Raw genomic sequence first — 26489 nt, forward strand, 5'->3', positions numbered from 1 at the left:
GGGGCGGGCGGTTCGGCGGCGCCGGTCGACGGGCCGGCGGTGGGCGCGGCGGCCGGCGGGGTGCCGGAGCCGTCGCCCCACACCAGCGAGCCGACCACGGCGAGCAGCAGCACCACGGCGCCGGCGACGAGCAGCCCGAGCAGCCGGTTCGACGAGACCGCCGGGCGCGGCGGCGCGACGGGACGTGCCGGCGGGACCGGGCGGGACGCGGCAGCCGGGGACCGCTCGATCAGGGTGGGCGGGTGCGCCTCCGGCGCCACTGTGGGCAGGATCGCGGTCGGCGGGTCCACCGGACGGCCCGCGCCGAGCCGCTCGGCGAGCCGGGCCGCTGTGGGCCGCCGCTGCGGGTCCACGGCGAGGCAGGCCAGGACCAGGTCGCCGACCTCCGGCGGCAGGCCGGGCACCCGCAGCGGCGGCACCGCCGGACGGTTGCGCCGCACGTCCAGCACGTCGTCCCAGCTGCGCACCGGCAGCGGCGCCCGCCCGGTGAGGCTGCGGTACAGCAGGACGCCGAGCGCGTACACGTCGCCGGCCGGGTTCGCCGGGCCGGGGTCGAGGCGTTCCGGGGCGAAGTAGGCGGGGGTGCCCATCAGCAGCGCGCCGGTCTGCCCGGTGACCGGGTGCGGGCCGGCGGGCGCGGCGATGCCGAAGTCGAGCACCTTCGCGCCGGTCTCGGTGAGCATCACGTTGGCCGGCTTGACGTCGCGGTGCACCACGCCGATCCGGTGCGCCGCGGCCAGCGCCCCGGCGACCTGCCCGGCCGTGCGGACCGCGTCCGGCCAGGCCAGCGGCCCGCCGACCAGCCGGTCGGCGAGCGTCTGCCCCTCCACCAGCTCCATCACCAGGTACGGGACCACGACGCCGCTGTCCAGCGTCGCCTCGCCGTAGTCGTACACCTGGGTCACGTGCGGGTGGGTGAGCCGTGCCGCCGCGCGGGCCTCGCGCTGGATGACCGCCCGCAGTTGCGGGTCGGCGGCGAGCTGCCCGGCCAGGGCCTTGACCGCGACGGGCCGGTGCAGCACCTCGTCGTCGGCGCGCCACACCTCGGACATCCCGCCGAGGCCGATGCGTTCGCGCAGGACGTACCGGTCGTGCAGGCGCAGGGCGGGCGTGAACGGCGACATAATTCACCAGGCTGCCATGCGCGGCACCGGCCGCACCAACCCGCGCCCCCGTTTCGTCCCGTTCCGGCGTTCTTGCGCCCGCCGCCGCCCCGGTCAGGCCGGGTACAGCTCGTCGCGCATGCGGGCCAGCAGCTCCGGGGTCCGCTCCGGCGGCGCGGCCTCGACGCACAGCCGTTCCATCGCCTCGGCGTAGAAGTCGAGGTCGTCGCGTTTGTCCAGGTAGATCGCGCTGGTGAGCTGCTCGATGTAGACGATGTCGGGCAGGTCGGCGTCGCCGAAGCGCAGGATGCTGAACGCGCCGCTGGCCGCGGCGTGCCCGCCGGCGGCGAACGGGACGATCTGCAACCGGACGTGCGGGCCGGACGTCGCCTCGATCAGCGCGTCCATCTGCTCCCGCATCACCGTGGCGCCGCCGATCGGGCGGCGCAGCACCGCCTCGTCGAGCACCGCCCACAGCTGCGGCGGGTTCGCGCGCTGCAGCAGCTCCTTGCGCTGCATCCGCAGCTCCACCCGCCGGTCCAGCTCCGCCGCCGACGCGCCGCGGTGGCCGAGGAGGATGACCTCCCGGGCGTACGCGGCGGTCTGCAACAGGCCGGGCACGAACTGCACCTCGTACGTGCGGATCAGCGCGGCGGCCGCCTCCAGGCCCAGGTACGACTGGAACCAGGCGGGCAGCACGTCACCGTAGCGGTGCCACCAGCCCGGGCTGTTCGCGTCGCGGGCCAGCTTGAGCAGCGCGTCGCGGTCCTCGGGCGCGGTGACGCCGTAGAGCGTGAGCAGATCGGCCACGTCGCGCTCCTTGAAGCCGACCCGGCCCAGCTCCATCCGGCTGATCTTCGACTCCGACGAGCGGATCTCCCAGCCGGCGGTCTCCCTGCTGACCCCGGCGCTCTCCCGCAGCCGGCGCAGCTGCCCGCCGAGCAGCATGCGCAGCACTGTCGGACCGCTTGTCGGACCACCCTCGACGGGCACCGTCGCCACCTGACCGCCCTCGCATCCCGACCGCCCCGGCCGGGCACCCTCCCGGACCGACGAGTAAGCATGCCATGAACCGACAGTGAGGTGAACTCCTCCGGACGGACGGAGTCAGTCCCGTGTACGGGACGGCGGGATCAGGTGGTCGAAGTCGCCGTCCCGGGCGCCGAGCACGAACGCGGCGATCTCGTCCACTGTGTAGATCAGCGCCGGGCCCTCGGGGTGCCGGGAGTTGCGGACCGCGATGCCGCCACCGCCGGGCAACTCGGCCAGTTCGACGCAGTTGCCGCTGGGGTTGCTGCGGCGGCTCTTCAGCCAGCGCATCGGCGGCAACTCGGTCGCGGGCACGCCGTTCGGGGGTTGCTGCATGGGCGTCCTTCGGGATGAGCCAGCCGAGGCCGCGGGGAGGAGCGGTGGGTGGCGACGTCTGTCGACTGAGGAGTGAGATGCACGTGCATCTGCTATTGCATCTGCAATGGACAGAGAGCATGATAGCGGAAATACGGTGTGCCGGTTCGTTCACGCACGGTGACCCGAGCCCGGCCCCGGGGACGCCGCTCCGCGCGGCTTCGGGACTGCGGTGAGGAGGACGCGTTGGCGGATCCGATGACCATCGCCTCCGGCATCTCCGCAGCGGGCGCGATCGTCTCCGCCTGGCAGTTACGCCGCCGCGCGCTGCGCGCCGAAGCCGAGATCGAGCTGCTGCAGGCCGAGCTGGCCGCCGAGCGGCACGCCGCCAGCCACGACCCGCTCACCGGGCTGCCCAACCGCCGGGCGTTCTTCCGGCTCGCCGCCGCACTGCTCACCGACCCGGCCGGTCAGCCACTCGTCGCGGTCGTGCTCGACCTGGACAACTTCAAGCAGGTCAACGACCGCTACGGGCACGCCGCCGGGGACCAGGTGCTGGTCAGCGTGGCGCAGCGGCTCGCCGCGTTCGCCGGCCCCAACCTGGTCGCCCGGCTCGGCGGCGACGAGTTCGCCGGCCTGCTGGCCAGCCCCACGGCCGATCGCCGGTGGATCGAGCACGCCACCCGGCGGCTCTGCGAGGCGCTCGCCGCGCCGATCCCGCTGGGCACGCGCAGCATCCAGGTCACCGCCTCGGTCGGGCTCGCACCGGTGCACTGCCCCACCCAGCTCGCCGACGCGCTCTGCCGCGCCGACGCGGCCATGTACGAGGCGAAGACGCTCGGCCCCGCCCGCCCGGCCCGCCAGCTCGTCGCGGAGTGCTGAGCCGGCACCGCCCGGCTCGTCGCGCGGCGCTGAGCCCGGCTCGTCGCGGGGCGCTCAGCCCGGTCCGGCGGCTCGTCGCGGTGCCTGCCGGGCTCGGTCCGGCCGGTCAGCGCCAGCCGTAGCGGGCGCGCAACGCCTGCCCGACCCGGTCGAACCGCGGCCGGTCCAGCACCGCACCCTCGCGGCGGATGCTGTCCTCGCGCATGGTGAGCACCCGGTCCAGGCGTACCCAGCTCGGCCGGTTGTCCCGGTCCCACTCCCCCGGGCCGAGCGCCAGCCAGTGCCGCTGACCGTCCCGGTCGCTCTGGCTGGATAGCATCAGCCCGAACAGCGTCCGGCTGTGCCGGCCCACCACCAGCACCGGACGGTCCTTGCCCTGACGCGGGTCGTCCTCGTACGGCACCCAGGTCCAGACGATCTCGCCCGGGTCGGCGTGGCCGTCCGGCTCCGGGGCGTACGACAGCTCGCGGCGCTGCAACGCGCTCACCTGGCGGCGGCGCGCGACCTGGGCCGGGATCGGCCCGCCGGTGCGGGCCGGGGCGGGCACGACCCGGGTGATCCGGCCGAGCTTCGACGCCACGTTCTTCAACAGACCTGCCACGGCGGGCAGCCTATCGGCCGGAGTGCACGGTCGATGGAATCGGGTCGCCGGTCCGGCTACGCGGTGCCATCATGCCCCGGTGACAGTGCCCCGCCACCAGATCCGCGCCGCGTTCACCGACACGTCGGTCACCGTCTACCAGGCGTACCCGCCGGAGATCGCCGACCCGGCACTGCGCGCGGGCCGGTTCGTGCCGCCGTTCAAGCGGGAGCGGATGACCTGGATCAAGCCGTCGTTCCGCTGGATGATGTATCGCTGCGGCTGGGCCCTCAAGCCGGGCCAGGAACGGGTGCTGGCGGTCGACATCAGCCGGGCCGGCTTCGAGTGGGCCCTGCGGCACGCCTGCCTCAGCAGCTACGACCCGCGCCTGCACCCGGACCGTGAGGCGTGGCGGCACCACCTGCGGGTCAGCCCGGTGCGGGTCCAGTGGGATCCGGAACGCTCGCTGCGGCTGGCGCCCCTGTCGTACCGCTCGTTGCAGGTCGGGCTGACCGGCGACGCGGTACGCCGATACGTCGACGAGTGGGTCCTCGGGCTCACCGACGTCACCGGGCTGGCCCGGTCGGTGCACGGTCGCCTCACCGACGGCGACGAGGCCGGGGCGTCGGCGCTGCTGCCGGTGGAGCGCCCGTACCCGCTGCCGGCCGAGGTGGCCCGGATCGTCGACGCGGGCTGAGCGACCCCCGGCACCGCCCGGGCTGGGCGGGCGCGGCGGGGCGCGCTGTTAATAAGGGGCCCTTGTACTACCGCAGACGTTAAGAGGGGGCCCTTCCTTACGCTGGGGGCGTGCAGCTACCCGACGATCTGCCGCTGTTCGAGCGCAGCGCGGTGCGGCTGGTGGTGCTCGACGCCGCCGACCGCCTGCTGCTGTTCCACACCCGCGACCCGGATCACCCGGACCTCGGCGTGTGGTGGGAGCTGCCCGGCGGCGGGCTGGACCCGGGCGAGACGTACCGGGAGGCGGCCGTCCGCGAACTGCGCGAGGAAACAGGCATCGCCATCGGCCCGGACGAGGTCGGCGCGCCGACGTGGCGGCGGCGGGCCAGCTTCCGGCACCGGCAGCGCCGCCACCTCCAGGACGAGGTGATCGTGGCGGTACGGCTGCCCGGCCCCGGACCGGACGTGGACGAGGCGCTGCGGCTGGACTACGAGGTGGAGGACTACTTCGGGTTCCGCTGGTGGCCGCTGGCCGAGGTGCTCGCCGAGCGGCCGCGCTGCTATCCCGGGCGGCTGCCCGAACTGTTGCCCGCGTTCCTGGCCGGCGAGGAGATCGACGAGCCGTTCGAGCTGTGGTCCTGACCGGCGGCGTGCCGCCGGGCGCGCCACCGGGCAGAGTGGAGCCGTGACCCCTCTGCGCGCACCCCTGGCCCGTTACGCCGAGCGGCTGCACCGCGCCGCCGGCGACACCCACCACGTCGCCTCCCCGCTGGGCGCCTGGCTGCTGCTGGCGCTGACCGGCCCGACCGCCACCGGCGACGCCCGCGCGGCGCTGGCCGAGGCGCTCGGCGCCGACCCGGACGACGCCGCGGCCGAGGCCCGGGCGCTGCTCGCCGCGCCGCACCCGATGGTCGCCGCCGCCACCGCGCTGTGGGAGCGCACGCCCGCGGCGGAGCTGGCCGCCTGGCGGGCCGCCCTGCCGGAGGACACCGAGCGCGGTGCGCTGCCGGACCAGGCGGCGCTCGACGCCTGGGCGCGGGAGCGTACCGGCGGGCTGATCGACCGCTTCCCGGTCGACGTCACCCCGGACACGCTGCTGGTCCTGGCCAACGCGCTCGCGACCCGGGTGTCGTGGGCCGACCCGTTCGACACGGCCCCGGGCGCGGAGCTGGGCGCCGGCAGCGCCTGGTCGGGCCGCCTGCGGTGGGTGCTGCGCACGCCGCCGTCCGGGCACCGCTGCTGGGTGGCGGCCACCGGCCGGGCCGGCGACGTGGCGGTGCACGCGGTCCCGGCCGGCGACGGCGGCCCCGGGATGCTGGTGGTGTCGGTGGCCGCCGCGCCCGAGGTGCCGGCCGCCGACGTGCTGGCCGCCGCGCAGGAACTGGCGAGCGCCGCCGCGTTCGCCCCGGACGCCGTACCGGGTCACCGGTCGCTGTTCGACCTGCCGCTGGGCGAGACGCCACTGTGGGCGCTGCGGGAGGAGCCGACCCGGACGTACGCGGCCGACGGCCGGGAGGAACGCGCCACGGCGGTGCTGCCGTGCTGGTCGGCGCAGAGCCGGCACGACCTCACCGCGCCCGGGTTCGGCTTCGACGCGGCGGCGCGGGCGCTCGGCGAGCTGCTGGGCCTGACCGGGCCGGAGTTCGACGCCGCGCAGTCGGCGGTGGCGCGGTTCGGCCGCTACGGCTTCGAGGCGGCCGCGGTGACCGCGTTCGGCCGGGCGACAGCGCTGCCGCCGGAGGGGGTCGCCCGCGTCGCGGAGCTGCGGTTCGGTCACCCGTACGCGGTGGTCGCGGTGACCACCGACCCGGACGGCGGCCCGTGGCACGCGCTGCCGGTCTACTCCGCCTGGGTGGCCGACCCGGAGGAGCTGCCCGCCGACGAGGCCGGATAGGCGGCGAGCGCGCTCCTGAGCTGGTCCAGCCCCAGCGAGCCGAGTTCCAGCGCCCGGTTGTGGAACGCCCGCCGGTCGCCGGGGAACGCCGCGCGGCCGTCGCGCCACACCCGCTCCCCCACCTTGTAGGTGAGCGCCTGCCCGGGCCGGCCCAGGTAGCGGGCCAGCTCCAGAGGCGCGTACGGGCCCTGGTGGCAGCGGTCGCGCAGCAGGTCCAGCGCGGCGTCCGGCGTCCACGGCGCGCCGCCGCCGGAGGGCATCGGCAGCCGTAGGTGCAGGCCGATGTCGAGCACCACCCGGGCCGCCCGCAGCAGTTGCATGAACAGGTGTCCCAGCCGGGCGCCCGGCTGCTCGTAGAGCCCGAGCTCGTCCATGAACCGCTCGGCGTACAGGGCCCAGCCCTCCTGGGCGCCGGAGAGCCCGCCGAGCAGGTTCAGCCGCTGCCCGGGTCCGCCCCGGCACGCCTCGGAGCCGAGGTGCAGGTGGTGGCCGGGGACGCCCTCGTGGTACGCGGTGCTGTACGCCCACCAGGTGGGGAAGTGCTCCCGGCCCTCGGGCAGCAGCCACGAGACCCGGCCCGGCCGCGTCAGGTCCCGCGACGGACCGATGTAGGCGGTGCCGCCCGACCCGGTGATGCGTGACTCGATGCGCCGCAGCGGCGCGGGGATGTCGAAGTGGGTGCCGTGCAGCCGCTCGGTGGTGGCCTCCAGCAACTCCTGGAGCCAGGCGCCGAACGCGTCCCGGCCGTGCACGACGCCCGGCGCGCCGGGGCGGTCGAGCCGGTCCCGCACCTCGGGCACGGTGCCGCCCAGGGCCCTCGCCTCGGCGACGAGTTCCGCCTCGATCGTGGTGAACTCGTCCCAGCCCCACTCGTACAGCTCGCGCAGGTCCGGTTCCGCGCCGAGGAAGGCCCGCACCCAGAGCGCGTACCGCGCCGGGCCGAACGCCTCGTCGTCGTGCGCCAGCGGCGCGAGGTCCGCGGTGAGCGTCGCGGCGAACCTGCGGTAGGCCGCCTGGGCATCGCGCGCCGCCGCCTGCAACGACCGCTGCTGCGGGCCGTCGCCGTACCGGTCCACCAGGGTCGTGTCGTCGTCGATCCAGGCGCGGCAGCGCTGCGTCACCAGCTCCACCTGGCGCCGGGCCGGCAGGTGACCGCCGGCGGCGGCGAGCAGGAGGCTGCGGGCGTACCCGTCGAGTGCCGCCGGGATCGCGGCCTGGCGCGCGCCGACGCGGGCCCAGCCGTCCTCGGAGGCCGCGCCCTCGGCGTCGCGGCCCGGCACCGCCGACTCGACGCACTGTCGGATGAGCTGGAGCGGGCCGGTGGCCGCGGCGTGCAGTTCCCGCAGGTCCTCCCCGGCGTCGTGGAAGGCGATCCGGGCGCGCAGCCGCTCCGCGAGGTGGGCGTGCAGCGGGGTCGCGGGCAGCGCCTCGATCCGGCGCAGGGTGTGCGCGGCGAGGTCGGCGCGGGCCTGGTGACCGTCCGGGCTGTAGTCGGTGAGGCCGTCGACGTCCTGCTCACCGGCCTCGACCACGGCCGCACACGGGTCGAGGCGCCCCATCTCCCGCAGCAGCGCGTCGGTGACGTCCTCGCTCATCGCACCGATGCTAGCCCCGGTGATCACGGAGTTCGCGTCGGCCGGGTGCCCGGAACCGACGCGAACTCCGTGATCGACACGGTCAGACCGAGACGAGTTCCTTCTTCTCGGCCTTGGCGGCCAGGCGCTTCTCCCGCTCCTGGGCGCCGATCAGGTCGTCCGGCAGGGAGTCCTCCACCTCGATGTCGAACCGGCGCAGCAGCCGGATCGCGAAACCGCCGAGCGTGATCAGGATCAGCGCCACGCCGAAGCAGATGTACGCGAAGCCGATGCCCCGGCCCGGCCCGGTGCCGATCACCGCGCCCACCGAACCGGCCAGCGCCCCGCCCGGGGCGAGCATCGGCTCGAACAGCGCGGTGGCGCCCGGCGCGAGCAGCGCGAACCCGATCGGCAGCGTCGACCAGGAGATGGTCTGGTTGAGGCTGAACACCCGGCCGTGGAAGCGCTGCGGCACCTTCACCTGGACGATCGTCGCGTAGATCGACTGCGCGGTGGTCATCGACATGGCCAGCCAGCAGAAGCCGACGCAGATCATCGCCACCGACGCGTCCAGGCCGATCAGCACGCAACCGATCGCGGTGCCCAGGTTGCCGACCAGGACGCCGATCATGCGGCGCTTGCGCGGACCGCCCCACAGCGACATGAGGACGCCGCCGAGCACCGCGCCGACCGCCTCGGCCAGCGCCACCTGCGCCACCTGGGTCGGGCTGCCGAACGACAGCACCAGCGGCGTGATGAGCACCAGCGCGGGCGCCAGGAAGATGTTGCCCAGCGCGAAGTAGCCGAGCATCAGCCGGAACCCGCGGTGCCGCCAGGAGTAGCGCATGCCGTTGGCGATGGCCACCAGCAGCCGTTCCCGGGGCCGCCAGCCCAGCGCGTCCGGGAAGCGGACCACGGCGAGGGTGAGCACCGCGAACACGTAGCTGGCCACGTCGACCAGCAGGATGCCCTTCAGCTCGATGGTGGCGAGCAGGCCGGCCGCGAACGCCGGCATGAGCAGCGTGGCCACACCGGTGGAGAGCTGGGTGATGCCCATGGCGTGCCCGAGGTAGCGCTTGGGCACGAGCTGCGGCACCGCCGACTGGAACGCGATCCGCTGGAACGAACCGGCCACCGAACTGAGCGCCACCAGCATGTAGATGTGCCAGAGCACCAGGTTGTCGGTCCACAACAGGGTGGCCAGCACGAGCTGGACGGAACCGGCGAAGCAGCTCGCCGTCATCATGATCCGCCGCCGGCTGACCCGGTCGACCAGCGCGCCGGCCACCGGCAGCATGAGCACGCCGCAGATCAGCGCGAGCGCCCACAGCAGGCCGAGGTTCGCCACCGAGCCGGTACGGTTGAACAGCCAGATCGGCAGCGCGAACGCGGTCAGCGCGGAGCCGGTGCTGGAGATGAGCTGACCGGTCGTGATGGCCATGAACCGGCCCATGCTCGGCTTGACCGTGGTGGTGGGCTTGCGGTCCTCGCCCACCCGCAGCGTGTCGGCCACCACCCACCCGGCGTCCTCGCCCCGGGCCTCCGCGGTCAGCGCGCCGACGTCACCGGCGACGACCGCCGGGTGCACCCGGGTGACGATCTCGGCCAGTTCCTCGGCCCGGTACTTCAGGAAGAAGTGCCCGGCCTGGTCGAGCACCACGAGGCCGAGCGTGTCGCTGAGGAACTGCCACTCGGCGTACCGCTCGCGGTAGTAGTCGGTCACCGGGTCCTCGGAGCCGACCACCGAGATGATCGGCGCCCGCAGCTTCGGCGCCTGCTGGTCCAGCAGCCGGGTGAAGTACTCCTCCGAGGCGCGGGAGTCGGCCCGCATGTTGCTGATGATCCGGTCGGCCTGCTCCGGGTCCAGCTCGTCGGTGTCCACACCCATCGACTTGAGCCAGCTCGCGGAGTGCCTGTTGCTGCTGAGCCGTTCGAGGCGGTCGCGCAGCGCCGCGATCACGCCCTTCGGGCGGGCGAACGGGAACATGGCGCCGATGTAGACGGCCTCCAGCTCCCGGCCGGCCGCCTCCACCTTGCGGGCCACGTCGGCGAGGATGGCGCTGCCCACGCCGCAGTGGCCGTACAGGGCGATCGGCCCCTCGACCCGCTCCAGGATCTCGTCGGCCACCCGGCTGGTCAGCTCGTCGAACGGCAGCGCGTCCTCGCTGAGACCCACGTCGTGGCCGGGGATCGCCAGCGACCACAGCCCGTACCCGGCCGGCAACGCGTCGGCCAGCGGCTGGTAGACGATGGCGCTGCCGCCGCCGTACGGGACGCAGACGTACGTCAGCACCCGCTTGCCCGCCGGGATCGGCTTGGTCAGCTCGTAGAGCAGTCGGCGCGGCCCCTCCTGCGCGGCGTCGCCGGAGATGAACGCGGCGAGGTCGCGGATGGTGCGCTGCTGGAACAGGTCCATCACGCCGACCGCCCGGCCGCCCAGCTCCGCCTTGCGGATCTTGGCGACCACCTGGGTGGCGAGCATCGAGTGCCCGCCCAGGTCGAAGAAGTCGTCGTCGATGCCGAGCGTGTCCACGCCCAGCACCTCGGACCAGATCGCGGCGAGCGCCCGCTCGGTGTCGTCGCGCGGCTCGACCAGCGCCACCGACGCCTCGCGGGTGACCACCGGCGCGGGCAGCGCCTTGCGGTCCAGCTTGCCGTTCGGGGTCAGCGGCAGCGCGTCGAGCGTGACGAACGCGGCCGGCACCATGTATTCGGGCAGCGTGTCCTTCAGCGCCGCCTTCAGCGCGGCGTGCTCCGCGGCGCCGACCAGGTACGCGGTGAGCCGCTTGTCGCCCGGGCTGTCCTCGCGGACGATCACCGTGGCCTCGGTGACGCCCGGCTGCTCGCGCAGCGCGCTCTCGATCTCGCCCAGCTCGATGCGCAGGCCGCGCAGCTTGACCTGGTGGTCGATCCGGCCCAGGAACTCGATCACCCCGGCGCCGTCCGGGCCGACGACCCAGCGGGCCAGGTCGCCGGTGCGGTAGAGGCGGGCGCCCGGCTCGTCCGAGTACGGGTCGGGGACGAACTTCTCCGCGGTCAGCGCCGGCCGGCGGTGGTAGCCCCGGGCCAGCCCGACGCCGCCGATGTGCAGCTCACCGGCCACCCCGACCGGGCACTGCGCGCCGGACGGGTCGAGCACGTGCAGCCGCAGGTTGGCGATCGGCGCGCCGATCGGCACGCTCGTCACCTGCGCCAGGCGGTCCGGCTCGCACGCCCAGGCGGTCACGTCGATGGCCGCCTCGGTCGGGCCGTACAGGTTGTGCAGGCCGCACCAGGGCAGCCGGGCGGTGAAGTCGGCCGCCGACGCCAGCGGCAGCTCCTCGCCGGAGCAGATCACCCGGCGCAGCGCGGTGGCCGCCTCCACACCGTCCTCGGCGAGGAAGACGGTGAGCATCGACGGGACGAAGTGGGCGGTGGTGATCCGCTCGGACACCAGCAGGTCGCGCAGGTAGCCGGCGTCCTTGTGGCCGCCGGGCTTGGCCAGCACCAGGCGGGCGCCGGTGCGCAGCGGCCAGAAGAACTCCCACACCGACACGTCGAAGCTGGCCGGCGTCTTCTGGAGCACCGCGTCGTCGGCGCCGAGGCGGTACGTCTTCTGCATCCAGTCGAGCCGGTTGACGATGCCCCGGTGGGTGTTCGGCACGCCCTTGGGGCGGCCGGTGGAGCCGGAGGTGTAGATGACGTACGCCAGGTGCTCCGGCCCGGCCGTCGGCCCGGGGTCGGTCCCGGGCTGGTCGGCCCAGACTGCGGCGTCGTCCAGTTCGAGCACCGTGGCGCCGGTGTCGGGCAGCACGTCGCGCAGGTGCGACTGGACCAGCACCACCGGCGCGTCCGCGTCGCCGACCATGAACGCGAGCCGGTCGGCCGGGTACTCCGGGTCCAGCGGCAGGTACGCGCCGCCGGCCTTGAGCACGCCGAGCAGCCCGGCGACCAGTTCCACCGAGCGTTCCGCGCACACCCCGACGAGCGTCTCCGGGCCGACGCCGGCCGCGCGCAGCCGGTGCGCGACGCGGTTGGCCTGCGCGTTCAGCTCGGCGTACGTGCGGCTGTGCCCGTCGATGGTCACCGCCACCGCGTCCGGGGTGGCCGCGGCGCGCTCCTCGACCGGACCGTGCAGCGTCTGCTCGCGCGGGAAGTCCGCAGTGGTGTCGTTCCAGGCGGCGAGCAGGTCCCGCTCGGCGGCGGGCAGCAGCGGCAGCCGGGACACCGGGGTGTCCGGCGCGGCGACGACCGCGTCCAGCAACGCGGTCCACCGCTGCGCCATCCGCTCCACGGTCACCCGGTCGAACAGGTCGGTGTTGAAGACCAGCTTGCCCCAGAGCCCGTCGACGGTCTCCACCGCGTGCAGCTCGAAGTCGAACCGGGTGGCCCGCAACTCCATCGGGGTCCAGGAGAACGTGACCTCGTCGGTGCGGGACACGCCGGTGAACCGGCCCATCTCGTAGTTCTGCAGCACGAACATGGCCTGGAACACCGGGGAGCGGCTGACGTCGCGCGGCAGGCCCAGCTCGTGGACCACCTTGGCGAACGGCACCTCGGCGTGCTCGAACCCGTCCAGCACGGTACGGCGGGTGCGTTCCAGCAGCTCGGTGAACGTCGGATCGTCGCCCAGGTCGGCGCGCAGCGGCAGCATGTTGATGAACATGCCGACGAGGTTCTCCAGCTCCGGTGCGGACCGGCCGGCCACCGACGCGCCGATCGCGAAGTCGTCCTGACCGGCGTGCCGGGCCAGCAGCACCTGGTACGCGGCGAGCAGCGTCATGAACAGCGTGCCGCCGCTGTCGCGGGTGAGCGTGTTGAGCGCCTCGGTGGCGGCCGGGTCGAGCTGGAACTCGACGAAGTCGCCCCGGTACGTCTGGGTGGCCGGGCGCGGCCGGTCCAGCGGCAGCTCCAGCGGCGTGATGCCGGCCAGCCGCTGCTTCCAGTAGTCGACGTGCGCCCGCGCCTGCGGACCGTCCAGCTCCTGGGCCTCCCAGACGGCGAAGTCGCCGTACTGGATCGGCAGCGCGGGCGGCTCGCCGCCCCGGTAGAGCGTGATCAGGTCGCGCAGCAGCACGTCCACCGACCAGCCGTCGCCGACGATGTGGTGCTGAGCGAGGAACAGCACGTGGTCCTCGGCGGTCAGCCGGATCAGCAGGGCCCGCAGCAGCGGACCGTTCGCCAGGTCGAACGGCTCGGCCGCCGCCGCGTCCACGAGCGCCTGCGCGGCGGCCTCGTCGGGCGCGTCCACCACTGTGAGCGGCACGTCGGCGGTGTCCGCGACGACCACTGTGGGACGGCCGTCGGCGTCGGCCGGGAAGCGGGTGCGCTGCGACTCGTGCCGCTCGGCCAGCCCGGTCAGGGCGGCACGCAGCGCGTCCACGTCCAGTGGTCCGCGCACCCGCAGCGGCACCGCGATGTGGTACGCCGCCTCGCCCGGGGCGAGCTGGTCCATGAACCAGACCCGCTCCTGGGCGTAGGACAGCGGCACCTCCGCGCCGGACGGGCGGGGGGTGATCCGCGCCGCGGGAGCGGTCTGGCGGGCGCGTAGCCGTCGGGCGATCAGCGCCTGCCGGGCCGCCTCGCGGGCCGGATCCTTCAGGTCGGTCATCAGTTGGTTCCCTCTTCCGCCGCGAGCAGCGCGGCGACCTCGGTGTCGGAGAGCCCGTCGAGTTCGGCGGCGATCCGCTGTTCGATCTGGGCGGCCAGGTCCGCCACCACGGGGCTGCTGAACAGCGCCCGCATGGGCAGGTCGACGTCCACCTCGGCGCGGATCCGGGCCATCGCCCGCATGCCGCGCAGCGAGTTGCCGCCGAGGGCGAAGAAGTCGTCCAGGGCGCCGACCTTCTCCACCTGGAGGATCTCGGCGTACACCTCGGCGACCAGGCCCTCGGCCTCGGTGCGGGGCGCGACGTAGCTGTCCTGGGCCTGCTCGGCCGCCGCCGGGGCGGGCAGCGCGGCACGGTCCAGCTTGCCGTTCGGCGTCAGCGGCAGCGCGTCCAGCCGGACCAGGGCGGCCGGCACCAGGTGCGCGGGCAGCTCGCGGGCCAGTTCGGCGCGGACCGAGTCCTCGTGGGCCGGGCCCACCAGGTAGCCGACGAGCGCCGGCTCGCCGCCGTCGGTGCGTACCGCCGCGGCGGCGGCGCGCACGTCCGGGTGGGCCAGCAGCGCCGCCTCGACCTCGCCCAGCTCGATGCGCATGCCGCGCACCTTGACCTGGTCGTCGCGGCGGCCCAGGTAGTCCAGCGTGCCGTCGGCGCGCCAGCGGGCCAGGTCGCCGGTGGCGTACATCCGGGCGCCGGGCGGGCCGTACGGGCAGGGCAGGAACCGCTCCGCGGTCAGGCCGGGCCGGTCGTGGTAGCCGCGGGCGAGCTGGGTGCCGGTGACGTACAGCTCCCCCACCACGCCCGGGGGCACCGGCCGCAGGGCGGCGTCGAGCAGCAGCGCCCGGGTGTTCCAGGTGGGCGTGCCGATCGGCACCGGACCGGCCGGGACCGGTTCGCCGGGGGCGATCCGGGCCGCGACGCAACCCACAGTGGCCTCCGTCGGGCCGTACTCGTTGATCACCGCCACGTCGGGGTGCGCGGCCCGCCAGGCGGCGAGCTGCTCCCCGGTCAGCGCCTCGCCGCCGATCACCAGGTCGGCCGTCGGCGACAGCTCGCCGTCGAGCAGCGGCAGGTGGCTCGGCGTGACCTTGAGGAAGGCCGGCCGGCCACCGGCGCGGGCGGCGGGCTCGTCGATCGCGGCGAGCCGGACCGTGCCGCCGGCCGTCAGCGTGCCGAGCAGGCCCGTGACGGTGAGGTCGAACGACACCGGCGAGTGCAGCAGCGCCACCCCGGATAGCCCCGGGTAGGTGGCGCGGGCCCACGCCAGGTACGCGGTCACCGCCCGGTGCTCGACCACCACGCCCTTCGGGCGGCCGGTGGAGCCGGAGGTGTAGAGCACGTACGCCGGGTGCTCCGGGCGCAGCGGCGCGACCCGGTCGGCGTCGGTGAGGTCGTCGCCGGCCTGGTCCGACCCGACCTCGCCGTCGAGCACCAGCGCGTCGCCGGGCACCAGGGCGGCGGTGTCCGGCGTGGTCACCACCAGCGCCGGTGCGGCGTCGGCCAGGAGGTACGCGATCCGGCCGGCCGGGTACGCGGTGTCCACCGGCACGTACGCGGCGCCCGCCTTCAGCACCGCGAGCATCGCCACGACGAGGTCGCAGGAGCGGGGCAGCACCAGCGCGACCCTGGTCTCCGGGCCGGCGCCGCGCGCCACGAGCAGCCGGGCCAGCCGGTTCGCGGCGGTGTTCAGCTCGCCGTAGCCGAGCGTCACGCCGTCGCAGACCAGCGCCGCCGCGTCCGGGGTGGCGGCGGCCTGCCGCTGCACCTCGTCGACCACAGTGGTCACCGGCACGTCGTGGGCGGTGTCGTTCCAGGCGTCGAGCACCTGTTCCCGCTCAGCGTCGGTGAGCAGCGGCAGCGCGCCGACCGTACGCTCCGGCTCGGCGACGGCGGCGGCGAGCAGCCGTACGTAGCGGCTGACCACCGTCTCGGCCGTGGCCCGGTCGAACAGCTCGGTGCGGTAGACCAGGCGGCAGTCGCCGGTGGTGATGTCGAAGGCCAGGTCGTCCTTCGTGGTGCCCAGCTCCACCGGGTCGAGGCCGGAATCCGGGATCCAGTTCAGCGCGGTCTGGAAGATCGGCTGCACCGACGGGTCACGCTGCGGGTCGACCGCCTCGACGATCTTCTGGAACGGCGTCTGCCCGTGCTCCATGGCGTCGATCAGGCCGTTGCGGACGCGGCCGAGCAGCGCCGCGAACGTCGGGTCGCCGGAGACGTCGCAGCGCAGCGCCACCGGGTTGACGAACATGCCGATCAGCGGCGTCAACTCCGGGTTGTCCCGGCCCGCGGTGGAGACGCCGACCACCACGTCGGCGTCGCCGGAGATCCGCGACAGCAGCGCCGCGAAACCGGCCAGCAGCACCATGTACGGGGTGGCCTGCGCGCCGGTGGCCAGCGCGCCGACGCGGTCCAGCAGCCCGTCGGGCAGCGTGAAGCGCACCTCGTCACCGGCGAACCCGAGCTGGGTCGGGCGGGGCCGGTCCAGCGGCAGGCCGGTGACCGGCGGCGCGCCGGCCAGGTGACCGGTCCAGAACGCGAGCTGACGGTCCAGTTCCTCGCCGGTGAGCTGCTGGCGCTGCCAGACCGCGAAGTCGGCGTACTGGATGGGCAGCTCGGGCACGGCGGGCTCGGCGCCGGTGCGCGCGGCCTCGCAGAACGCGAGCAGCTCGGCGTGGAACAGCACCGCCGAGTGGCTGTCGAAGACGGCGTGGTGCACCACGAACGCCAGCGCGAGCCCTTCGGTCATGCGGATCAGCCGGGCCCGCCACAGCGGCGCCGCGTCCAGCGGGATCGGCAGGCGCGCCATCTCGCCGCGGATGCGCTCGAACTCGGCCCGCTGCTCACCGGCGGGCAGGTGGGTGACGTCGGTGACGGGCAGCGGCGCCGGCTCGTGGGCGCGTACGACCTGCACCAGCGCGCCGTCGTCGGTCCGCAGGTGGGTACGCAGCGCCTCGTGCCGGGCGATCACCCGGTTGACCACGTCACCGGCCGTGCCGGCGTCCACGCCGGCCGGGAACAGCCACGGGAAGGACACGTTGAACACCGGCGAGCCGGCGTCGAGCTGGTTGGCCATCCACACCCGCTCCTGGGCGTAGGAGGCCGGGAACGTCCACTCCTGGCTCGTGCTCATGAGAGTGCCTCGCGCACGGAGCGGGGACGCATGTCGGTCCAGACCTCGTCCACGTGGGCCAGGCACTGCTCGCGGCTGCCGGCGAAGCCGGTGTCGTGCCAGCCGGCGGGCAGGTCCCGGTCGGCCGACCAGATCGAGTACTGCTCCTCGTCGTTGCGGACGACCAGGAATCGGGGTTCGGCCATGTCAGTTCGCTCCTGCGTTCTCGGGGGTGTGCGGCTCGGCCATCGCGACGGCGATCTTGCGGGGACCGGTGAACGGTTCCCGGCCGTGCGCGGCGGTCATGTTGTCCACCACCAGCACGTCGTCGCGCTGGTAGTCGAAGCGGACGGTGGCCGCCCGGTAGGCGGCGCGCAGGTGGTCCATGACGTCGGCGGGGATCTCGGCGCCGTCGCCGTAGTAGGTGTTCGACGGCAGCCCGTCGGCGCCGAACATGGCCAGCAGCCCTTCCTGGTAGTCCTTCGGCAGGGTGCTGAGGTGGAAGAACGTGGCGTGGTTGAACCAGCGCGGGGTGTCCGACCCGGGCCGGTGGTGCACCACGTCGCGGACCGCGCGGGTACGCAGGCCGTCCTTGCCGACCCACTCCACGGTGATCCCGTTGTCCGCCGCGTACGCCTCGACCTCGGCGCGGCTCTCGGTGTTGAACACCTCCTGCCAGCGGGTGCCGAAGTCGCCGTGGAAGTTGCGCACGAGCATCCACCGGCGGCTGATGAACTCCTCCCGGACCGCCGGGTCGATCAGCTCGTAGACCCGGCGCACGTCGGCCAGCGGCGTGGCGCCCAGGCTGTCCGGCGGCGTGACGCAGTAGAAGAACAGCGTCAGCGGCCAGCGCGCCTGGTACGAGTTCTCGTTGTGCAGGAAGATCTCCTCGTCCGGCGGGTAGTCGGTCGAGGTGTAGACCCGGCCCTTGATGGAGTGCCGGGGCGAGGAGCGCTCGGTGTAGGTCAGCGGCTCGCCGGCGAGCGCGCGGACGGCCTGGTCGAAGCCGTCCACGCCGCCCACGTCGAAGCCGCGGAACAGCAGCCCCCCGCTGGCGACGAGGGTGTCCCGCAGCTCGGCGCGCCGGGCCGTGATCAGATCGGTCAGCGCCCGGCCGTCGCTCTCGACGACCACCGGCAGCGTCGCGGTTGTCTCGCTCATGGTGCGGTGTCTCCTTGTGTGCGTCGGGATGTCAGCCGCGGGGCAGCCGCGGGATGGCCGGGATCGCCGCCGGGGCGGCCGATGCGTCGGCGGGCGCCTCGGCGCGCAGCTCCTCGATCCGGGCGGCCAGTCCGGCCACCGTGGGGGTCTCGAAGAGGCTGCGCATCGGCAGCCGTACGCCGGTCGCCTTGCGCATGGCGGCGATGAGCTGCACGGCGACCAGCGAGTTGCCGCCGAGGGCGAAGAAGTCGTCGTCCACGCCGACGTCGGTGACGCCGAGGCCGTCGCGCCACACCTGGGCGATCGTCTTCTCCAGTTCGGTGCCGGGCGCCGCCGAACCGCCGCCGGTGGCGGCCGTCGTACCGGCCGGCGCGTCGGTCTCCTCGGCGAGGCTGTCGGTGGTGACCCGGGCGGCCCGGCGCCGGATGTCGGCGACGGTGCGGGTGGCGATCACCACCTGGGCGCCGAGACCGGCGGCCAGGCTGCGGCGGAACGCCTCCGCGCCGTCGACCGGGCGGATGTCCTCGGTGACCGGCGCCGGGGCGTCACCGGTCGCCGCCGGGGACTCGGCGAGGTTGCCGGCGACCGCGTCCTGGTCGACCCGGCGCAGCACGAAGTCGCTGATCGCGACCAGTTCCCGGCCGTCCGGGTCGCGCAGCGACAGGTCGGCGGCGACCACCTCGTCGGTGGCGGCGGGCCGGTGCCGCAGGTGACTGTGGAACGTCGCCGGGAGCGCGCCGCGCACCACGATCCGGCCGTACGACAGCGGCAGGTAGGTGCCGGAGCCCTGCCCGCGCCCGAACGCGGTCGCCACGTCCAGCAGCGCCGGGTGCATGCCCCAGGACGGCAGGTCACCGAGCGCGGCGGCGGGTGCCTGCACCCGGGCCAGTTCCTCGCCGTCGGCGAGGTGGTGCTCGGCCAGCGCCGCCCAGCGCGGCCCGAACGTGAGCATGCTGGTGCGTCCCCGGCCGAACGAGGCGTCGTCGTCGACCCGCCGCCCGGCCACCACTGGGACGGCGGCCGGCGGGGCCGCGTCGGTGGTCCACCCGGCGGTGCCGCGTACATGGGTGCGCGCCTGGCCGGCGGCGAGGCTGGCGACGGTGAAGTCGGTGCCGTCCTCGGCCGGGGTCAGCTCGACCCGGTACTGGGCCACGGTGCCGTCCGGCGCCGAGAACGGCTCCAGGAACACCACGTCACGCAGCTCCACCGCGGCGTCCGGCCCCGGCGCGGGCAGCGCGGCCACCACGGCGGCGCGCACCGACTCCAGGTGGGCGGTGCCCGGCACCACCGGCACCCCGCCGATCCGGTGCTCGTCGAGCAGCCAGTGCGTGTCCGCCGAGACGAGGCCGTGCAGCACCGTGCCGTCCGGGCCGGCGACCATCGTGGTGAGCACCGGATGGTCGACCGCGGTGGTCACGGTGTCCCGCCCGGCGGCCCGGAACGCGGCCGGCGCGGCGGTCTCCACCGCCATGCCGACCTCGGCCCACCCGCCCCAGTTCTGCGACACCACCGGCGCGCGGAATCCGGTGCCGGAACGCGCGAACGCGTCCAGGAAGTTGTTCGCGGCGCAGTAGTCGACCTGGCCGAACCCGCCGATCACCGCGGTGATCGAGGAGCAGAGCACGACGAAGTCCAGCGGCAGGTCACCGAAGACCCGGGCCAGCGCCAGGGTGCCGGCCAGCTTCGGGGCCAGCACGCGCCGCGCCTCGTCGTGCTCCTTCACCTCGGCCATGCCGCCGCCGGGCAGACCGGCGGCGTGCACGATGCCGTCCAGCCCGCCGAACCGGCGCTCCGCCTCGTCGCGGACCCGGCGCAGGTCGTCCGCGTCGGTGACGTCGGCGGCCAGCACCAGCACCTCGGCGCCCGCGGCCTCCATCCGGCGGATCGCCGCGATGGCGCGTCCGGCCCGGTCGGCGCCGCCGTGCACCGCCAGGTGGGCGTCCCAGTCGTCGCGCTCGGGCAGCCCGGAACGGGCCAGCAGCACCAGCTTGGCGCGGGCCCGGCGGGCGAAGTCCTCGGCCAGGGTGACGCCGATGCCGCCGAGACCGCCGGTGATCAGGTAGCGGCCCTCCTCGCGCAGCACACCCGGCTCGTCCTCGGCGGCCACTGTGACCTGCTCGTAGCCGGCCAGCCAGCGGCGGTCGCCGCGCAGCGCCACCTCCGGGTGCTCCCCGTCGACCGGGCTGCGCAGCTCGGCCACCAGGGCGGCCACCCCGCGCGCGGCCGGGTCGGTGTCGAGCAGCCGCACGGTCAGGCCGGGCAGCTCGGCCGGGAGCACCCGGGCCAGGCCGGCCAGCGTGGCGTGCTCCGGGCGGACCAGGTCGTCGCCGCGTACGTCACCGATGCCGGCGGTGATCAGGTCCAGGCGTACGCCCGCCTCGTCGGCCGTCACACCGGCGCCGGCCAGGGCCTGCACCAGGTGCAGCGCGCCGAAGAAGCCGCGCTCCTGCGCCGCCCAGGCGGCCGCCGGGTCGGTGCCGGCCGGGTCGCCGTCGAGCGCGAACGCGTGCACGATCCGCCGGGGCAGGTCGGTGCCGAGCGCCGCGACCAGTTCCTCGGCGTCGGCGCGTACGCCGGGACGCAGCCGGAAGCCGTTCGCGGTGGCGGTGAACGCCTCGCCGGCGCGTACCTCGACCGGGTCGTCACCGGCGGCGCGCAACGCGGCCACGAGCGCCTCGCCGCGCGGGCCGTCGGCCAGCACCAGGCAGCGGCCCAGCGGCTCGGCCGTGCGGACCGGCGGGGCCTGCCGCCACGCCGGCACCGCGAACCACTCCGGCAGCGGGCGGGGGCCGGTCTCGGCGGGCGTCGCGGCGACCTCCTGCTCCGGGTCCGGGTCGATCCAGTAGCGACGCCGCTCGAACGGGTACGTGGGCAGCGGCACCCGCCGCGCGTGCGGGTCGGCCGGGAGGCTCACCGGCACCCCGGCGCACCAGAGCGCGCCGGCCGTGCCGAGCAGCGCGGCCACGTCGCCGGTCTGCTCGCCGGGGCCGGGCAGGCTGCCCAGCGGGGTCAGCGCCCGCTGCGCCTCGCCGGCCTTGGCGACCTGCATCCGGGCCAGGTTGGCCAGCTGCCGGCCGGGGCCGCACTCGACGAGCGCCCAGGTGCCCTCGGCGAGCAGCGTGGCCACGCACGCGCCGAAGCGGACCGGGCGGCGCAGGTGCGCGGCCCAGTACGCCGGGTCGGTGGCCTGCGCCTCGGTGATCCAGGTGCCGGTCACGTTCGACACGAACGGCACCGCCGGGGCGCGCAGCGGCACCGTCGCCATCAGCGCGGTGAACTCGTCGAGGATCGGGTCCATCATCGGCGAGTGGAACGCGTGCGAGGTGCGCAGCACCTTCGACTTGTTCTTGCCGCCGAGGCTCGCCGCGAACTCCTCCACCAGCGCGGTCTCACCGGCGACCACACACGTGCCGGGACCGTTGACGGTGGCCACCGACAGGCCCTCGGGCAGCCGGCCGGCCACCTCCGACTCGTCCAGCGTGACCGCGAGCATCGAACCGGCCGGCAGCGAGTGCATGAGTCGGCCCCGGGCGGCCACCACGCGCAGCGCGTCGGCGAGGTCGAGCACCCCGGCCACCGTCGCGGCCACGTACTCGCCGATGGAGTGGCCGATCATCGCGGCCGGGGTCACCCCGGCGGCCCGCCAGGCGGCGGCGAGCGCGTACTCGACTGTGAACAGGGCGGGCTGGGTCCAGCGGGTCTGCGTGAGCTTGTCCGCCGCCTCCGGGTCGCGGTCCAGGATCAGGTCGCGGATGTCCAGGCCCAGTTCGGGGCGGAGCAGCTCGGCGCACTCGTCGACGGCGGCGGCGTACGCGCTGTCCTGCGCGTACAGCTCGCCGCCCATCCCGGCGTACTGCGAGCCCTGGCCGCTGAACAGGAACGCCACCCGGGGGGCCGGCCCCTCGGCGGCCCCCCGGTGACCCTTGCGCCGCTCGCGCAGCGCGGCGGCGGCGGACGCCGGGTCGCCCGCGACCACGGCGGCGCGGTGGGCGTACACCTGGCGGCCGACGCGCAGCGTGTGCGCCACGTCGGCCAGCGCGACGTCGCTGCCGCTCTCCAGGTGGTCGGCGAGCCGCCGCACGGCGGTGTCCAGCGCGGTCGGGGTCTTCGCCGACACCTGGAGCAGGTGCGCCGGGCGGGCGGAGGGCTCGGCCCGGCCCGCGGCCGGGGCCTCCTCCAGCACCACGTGCGCGTTGGTGCCGCCGATGCCGAAGGAGCTGACGCCGGCCCGGCGCGGACCGCCGTCGGTGTCCCACTTGGTCAGCGTGTTCGCCACGTAGAACGGGGTGTCGGCGAAGTCGATGGCCGGGTTCGGCGTCTCGTAGTTGATGGTCGGCGGGATCAGCCCGTGCTCCATCGCCAGCACCGTCTTGATCACGCTGACGATGCCGGAGGGCTGGCTGAGGTGGCCGATGTTCGACTTCACCGAGCCGATGCCGCACCAGCCGCGCTCGTCGGTGTCCTTGGTGTAGACGGCGGACAGCGCGGCGACCTCGATCGGGTCGCCGAGCGCGGTACCGGTGCCGTGCGCCTCGACGTAGCTGATGCTGCGCGGGTCGACGCCGGCCAGCTCGACGGCCTGGGCGACGGCCTCCATCTGCCCGTCGATGCTGGGGGCGGTGAAGCCGACCTTCCCGGCGCCGTCGTTGTTGATCGCGTTGCCGAGCACGACCGCGCGGATGGTGTCGCCGTCGGCGATCGCGTCGGAGAGCCGCTTGAGCAGCGTCACGCCCACGCCGCTGCCCCACACCGTGCCGTTCGCTCCGGCGTCGAACGGCCGGCACCGCCCGTCCGGCGAGGTGAAGCCGTCCATGCCGAGGTAGCCGACGTGCGGCAGCTCGATGTTGACGCCGCCGGCCAGGGCCATGTCGCACTCGCCGTTGCGCAGCGCCTCGCAGGCCAGGTGGAACGCCACCAGGGAGGTGGAGCAGGCGGTGTGCACGGTCATGCTGGGCCCGCGCAGATCCAGCCGGTACGACACGTTGGTGGCCACGTAGTTCGGCGAGTTGCCGGTGGCCAGCGAGACCGCGCCGTGCGGGTTCCCGCCGACCCGCTTGTTGCGCAGCACGTTGCGGTGCATGTACGTGTTGCCGCCGGTGCCGGCGTACACGCCCACCGCGCCGTCGTAGCGGCCCGGGTCGTAGCCGGCGTCCTGCAACGCGGTGTAGCAGGTCTCCAGGAACAGCCGGTGCTGCGGGTCGGTGATCTCGGCCTCGCGGGCGGTCATCCCGAACAGGCCGGCGTCGAACTCGTCGTAGCCGTCCACCAGCGGGGCACGGTTGACCCAGCCCGGGTCGTCGACCTCCTGCGGCTGGGCGCCGCGGGCGAGCTGCTCCTCGCGGGTCAGCTCGGTCGTCGACTCCACGCCGTCGACCAGGTTGCGCCAGAACTCGTCGACGTCGGCCGCGCCGGGCAGGCGGGCGGCGAGCCCGACGATGGCGATGGGCTCGACGCCGTCGTCGGCCGGAATGTCGTTCTGCATGGGGGTTCCTTCATTCACAAGGGATCGCATCACGGGTGAGGTCGGCGGGGTGGCGGGGTACGGCGGGCGCGGCCCCGCCGGGCGGCGGCGCGCATCGCGGCGCGGGCCAGTTCCGGCCGGTCGGCGGCCCCGTCGAGGCTGGCGGCGAGCGCCCGCACGGTCGGGTGGCGGAACAGGTCGAGCATGGTGATCGATCGGCCGGTGGCCCCGGTGAGCCGGGCGTGCACGGCGGCCAGGGCCATCGAGTGGCCGCCGATGTCGAAGAAGTTGTCGCTCACGCCCACCTGGTCGCGGCCGAGCACGTCCCGCCAGATCCCGGCGATCAGCTCCTCGGTCGCGGTGAGCGCGTCCGAGCCGGCGGGCAGCGGCGCGCGGGCCGGTTCGGCCGTCGCGACGGTCATCGCGCCGAGCGCCGCGACCCGTACCGCCGGGCGGGGCAGCTCGGGCGCGACCTCCGCGGCCGGGACGTCCGGGTCGGCGGCGAGCGCGCCGACCAGGGCGGCCAGGTCGGCCAGGAGCGCGCTGATCCGCTCGCCGGTGAACAGGTCCGGGTTGTGCACCACCTCGACGCCGGCCCGCCCGTCGCGCTCCACCACGTAGACGGTCAGGTCGAACGGCGACCCGGGCTTGGGCACCGGCACCGGCTCGACGGCCAGGCCGGTGAGCGTCAGCCGGGGCGCGACGAAGTTGAGCACGTTGAACAGCACCTGCACCAGCGGGGCGCGGGAGGTGTCCCGGCCCACGCCGAGCGCCTCGACGACGCGTTCCAGAGGCGCGCCCGGGTGGGCGGTGACCTCGTGCAGCTCGGCGGCGGCCCGGTCGACCTGCTCGGCGAAGCTCGCGCCGCCGGAGCGGACCCGCACCGGCACGGTGTCGATGAAGAACCCGATCACCTCGTCGAACGCGGCCAGCCGCCGGTCGGCGACGATCGCGCCGAGCACGTGCTCGTCGCCGCCGGTGACCCGGCGCAGCAGCTCGCCGAACGCGGCCAGCAGCACCGCCGCGACAGTGGTGCCGCGCCGGGTGGCCAGGTCGCGTACGGCCCGGTCGGCGGTCTCGTCCAGCCGTACCGCGGCCTCCGCGCCGGCGTACGTCTGCACGGCCGGGCGGGGACGGTCGCGGGGCAGGTCCAGCACCGTGGGCGCGCCCGCCAGGTGCGCGGTCCACCAGGCCAGGTCGGTCTCGCCCCGGCGCCGGTCCCGGTCGGCGCGCCACACCGCGTAGTCGGCGTACGTGGCGGGCAGCGGCGGGCGGCCCGGCACGGACCGGCCGAGCGCACGGGCGTACGCGAGCGCCAGCTCGTCGTAGAGCAGCGCCTCGGACCAGCCGTCGAAGACCGCGTGGTGCACCGTCACCGCGAACACGTGCTCCTGCGCGGCGAGCCGGTACACGGTCACCTGCCAGGGCGGGCCGGTGGCCAGGTCGAACGCGTGCCCGGCGCCGGCCGCGAGCATGCCGGCCAGCTCGGCGTCCGGGTCGGCGGCGCCGGTCAGGTCGACCACCGGCACCGCCACGTCGGTGGGTTCCTCGCGGACCGCGTACGGCACGCCGCCGTTGCACGGGATGCGCCAGCGCAGCACGTCGTGCCGTTCGGCGACGGCCCGCAGCGCGGCGCCGAGCGCGGTGACGTCCAGCGGCCCGCGCAGCCGGTGCGCGACGGCGATGTTGTACGGCGCGCTGGACGGGGCGAGCTGGTCCATGAACCACAGCCGCCGCTGCGGCGGGGACAGCGTCGGCGGGTTGCCGGTGGTGAGCCCGTCGGCGCCGGCGGGGTCGGCGGCGCGGACCCGGTCCACGAGCGCGGCGAACGTGCGGTCGGCGAACAGCACCCGCGTGTCGACCTGCCGGCCCAGCTCGGCGCGCAGCGCGGCGACCAGCCGCATCGCGGCGACGGAGTTGCCGCCGGCGGCGAGGAAGTCGCTGTCCGGGGCGGGCGCCGCGCCGAGCAGCCGGGTCCAGACGCGCCGGACCGCGGCCGTCACCGGGTCGTCGTCGGCGGGGGCGTCGGCCACCCCGGCCGGGGCGGTCGCGGCCAGCTCGCGCAGAGCCGGCCGGTCCAGCTTGCCGGTGGTGGCGCTGACCGGCAGCGCGTCCAGCCGCACCGTCCGGGCCGGCAGCATCGCGGTGGTGAGCCGCGTCGCCGCGTACGCCCGCAGCTCGTCGTCGGCCGGCGCGCCGGCCGGGGTGAGGAACGCGACCAGCTCGGCGCCGGCCGGGCCGGGCACCGCCTCCACCGCGACCCGCTCGACGCCGGGGCAGGCGGCCAGCACGGCCTCGATCTCGCCCAGTTCGATGCGCTGGCCGCGCACCTTCACCTGCCGGTCGGCGCGGCCGAGGTAGACGATCCGGCCGTCCGGGCCCTGCCGGACCAGGTCACCGGTGCGGTAGAGCCGCTCGCCGGCCACGTCGCCGAACGGGTCGGGCACGAACCGCTCGGCGGTCAGGCCGGGCCGGTTCAGGTAGCCGTCGGCCAGGCCGGGGCCGCCGATCAGCAGCTCGCCGGTCTCCCCCGCCGGCACCGGGCGCAGGTCGGCGTCGACCACGTACGCCCGGTGGTTGGGCAACGGCCGGCCGATCGGCATCGGGTCGGTGTCGGCCGGGGTGAGGTCGCAGGTGACCGCCAGCACGGTGGTCTCGGTCGGGCCGTAGCCGTTGAGGAACCGCCGTCCCGGCGCCCAGCGGGCGACCAGCTCGGCCGGGACCGCCTCGCCGCCGCAGAGCAGCACCCGCCACGACGGGAACCCGGCCGGGTCCAGCAGCGACAGCACGGTCGGGGTGATGAAGCCCCAGGTCACCTCGTGCTCGGCGACGAACCGGGCCAGCCGCACCGGGTCGGCCCGGTCGTCGGCGCCCAGCAGCTGCACCGCGCCGCCGAGCGTGAGCGGCACGAACAGGTCCATGGTGGCCGCGTCGAAGCCGAGCGAGGCGATGCCGAGGCTGCGGACCGAGGCGTCGGCGCCGGTCAGCGCGCTCACGCCGGTGACGAACTCGACCGCGTTGCGGTGGGTGGTCAGCACGCCCTTCGGGCGGCCGGTGGAGCCGGAGGTGAACAGCACGTACGCCGGGTCGCCGGGGCGGGCCGGCGTACGTGCTGTTC

Annotated in this window: 15 protein-coding genes; 4 read left to right on the plus strand and 11 right to left on the minus strand. The window is 75.1% G+C overall.

The genetic code is table 11. The features are described 5' to 3' along the window. From EAD96_RS06090 to EAD96_RS06100, 3 genes are all read right to left on the minus strand, one after another. Window positions 1–1124, minus strand: a 1124-nt coding sequence (locus EAD96_RS06090; RefSeq protein WP_147457844.1) for a serine/threonine-protein kinase, incomplete at its 3' end; no start/stop codon positions are given. Window positions 1125–1217: 93 nt separating this feature from the next. Beyond that, window positions 1218–2105 (minus strand): helix-turn-helix transcriptional regulator, encoded by an 888-nt coding sequence (locus EAD96_RS06095; RefSeq protein WP_121683559.1) that lies wholly within the window; start codon window positions 2103–2105, stop codon window positions 1218–1220. Window positions 2106–2210: 105 nt separating this feature from the next. Continuing rightward, a complete protein-coding gene (locus tag EAD96_RS06100; protein WP_120570193.1) occupies window positions 2211–2468 on the minus strand; it encodes a DUF397 domain-containing protein in 258 nt (85 codons plus the stop codon). A 225-nt stretch (window positions 2469–2693) separates the two neighbouring features. Here EAD96_RS06100 and EAD96_RS06105 point away from each other — a divergent pair, with 225 nt between their 5' ends. Beyond that, on the plus strand, window positions 2694–3329 hold the full coding sequence (locus tag EAD96_RS06105; RefSeq protein ID WP_120570194.1) for a GGDEF domain-containing protein: 636 nt from the start codon (window positions 2694–2696) through the stop codon (window positions 3327–3329). Between the two features lie 106 nt (window positions 3330–3435). On the opposite strand, the gene EAD96_RS06110 is transcribed toward EAD96_RS06105, so the two are convergent. Next, window positions 3436–3930, minus strand: a complete 495-nt coding sequence (locus EAD96_RS06110; protein WP_121683560.1) for a type II toxin-antitoxin system PemK/MazF family toxin — start codon at window positions 3928–3930, stop codon at window positions 3436–3438. A 79-nt stretch (window positions 3931–4009) separates the two neighbouring features. On the opposite strand from EAD96_RS06110, the gene EAD96_RS06115 reads away from it, so the two are divergent. The 3 genes from EAD96_RS06115 (at window position 4010) to EAD96_RS06125 (ending at window position 6481) form a co-directional block, all read left to right on the plus strand. Then, window positions 4010–4606, plus strand: a complete 597-nt coding sequence (locus EAD96_RS06115) for a DUF4291 domain-containing protein (protein WP_120570196.1) — start codon at window positions 4010–4012, stop codon at window positions 4604–4606. A 110-nt stretch (window positions 4607–4716) separates the two neighbouring features. After that, the gene (locus tag EAD96_RS06120; RefSeq protein ID WP_121683561.1) at window positions 4717–5229 is read left to right on the plus strand and encodes an NUDIX hydrolase; all 513 of its coding nucleotides are present in this window, start codon (window positions 4717–4719) and stop codon (window positions 5227–5229) included. Window positions 5230–5272: 43 nt separating this feature from the next. Next, window positions 5273–6481 (plus strand): hypothetical protein, encoded by a 1209-nt coding sequence (locus EAD96_RS06125; protein WP_121683562.1) that lies wholly within the window; start codon window positions 5273–5275, stop codon window positions 6479–6481. Here the strand turns inward: EAD96_RS06125 and EAD96_RS06130 are convergent. The 7 genes from EAD96_RS06130 to EAD96_RS06160 all read right to left on the minus strand — a co-directional run. Further along, window positions 6427–8076 carry a DUF885 domain-containing protein gene (locus EAD96_RS06130; RefSeq protein WP_121683563.1) on the minus strand — a complete coding sequence of 550 codons (1650 nt, stop codon included), beginning with the start codon at window positions 8074–8076 and terminating at the stop codon, window positions 6427–6429. The two genes, EAD96_RS06125 and EAD96_RS06130, sit on opposite strands and share 55 nt — an antisense overlap. An 82-nt stretch (window positions 8077–8158) precedes the next feature. After that, window positions 8159–13645, minus strand: coding sequence for a non-ribosomal peptide synthetase/MFS transporter (locus tag EAD96_RS06135; RefSeq protein ID WP_121683564.1), 5487 nt, complete (start codon window positions 13643–13645; stop codon window positions 8159–8161). After that, window positions 13645–16770: a non-ribosomal peptide synthetase gene (locus EAD96_RS06140; RefSeq protein ID WP_121683565.1), complete on the minus strand. Its 3126-nt coding sequence runs from the start codon at window positions 16768–16770 to the stop codon at window positions 13645–13647. The genes EAD96_RS06135 and EAD96_RS06140 overlap by 1 nt, the downstream gene beginning before the upstream one ends. Beyond that, window positions 16767–16955 (minus strand): MbtH family NRPS accessory protein, encoded by a 189-nt coding sequence (locus tag EAD96_RS06145; RefSeq protein WP_120570202.1) that lies wholly within the window; start codon window positions 16953–16955, stop codon window positions 16767–16769. The genes EAD96_RS06140 and EAD96_RS06145 overlap by 4 nt, the downstream gene beginning before the upstream one ends. Before the next feature lies 1 nt (window position 16956). After that, on the minus strand, window positions 16957–17910 hold the full coding sequence (locus tag EAD96_RS06150) for a TauD/TfdA family dioxygenase (RefSeq protein ID WP_120570203.1): 954 nt from the start codon (window positions 17908–17910) through the stop codon (window positions 16957–16959). A 31-nt stretch (window positions 17911–17941) separates the two neighbouring features. Continuing rightward, window positions 17942–23392, minus strand: a complete 5451-nt coding sequence (locus EAD96_RS06155; protein ID WP_121683566.1) for a type I polyketide synthase — start codon at window positions 23390–23392, stop codon at window positions 17942–17944. Between the two features lie 29 nt (window positions 23393–23421). Next, window positions 23422–26489, minus strand: a 3068-nt coding sequence (locus EAD96_RS06160; protein ID WP_121683567.1) for a non-ribosomal peptide synthetase, incomplete at its 5' end; no start/stop codon positions are given.

Source organism: Micromonospora sp. BL1 (assembly GCF_003667485.1).
Taxonomy (GTDB): Bacteria; Actinomycetota; Actinomycetes; order Mycobacteriales; family Micromonosporaceae; genus Micromonospora; species Micromonospora tulbaghiae.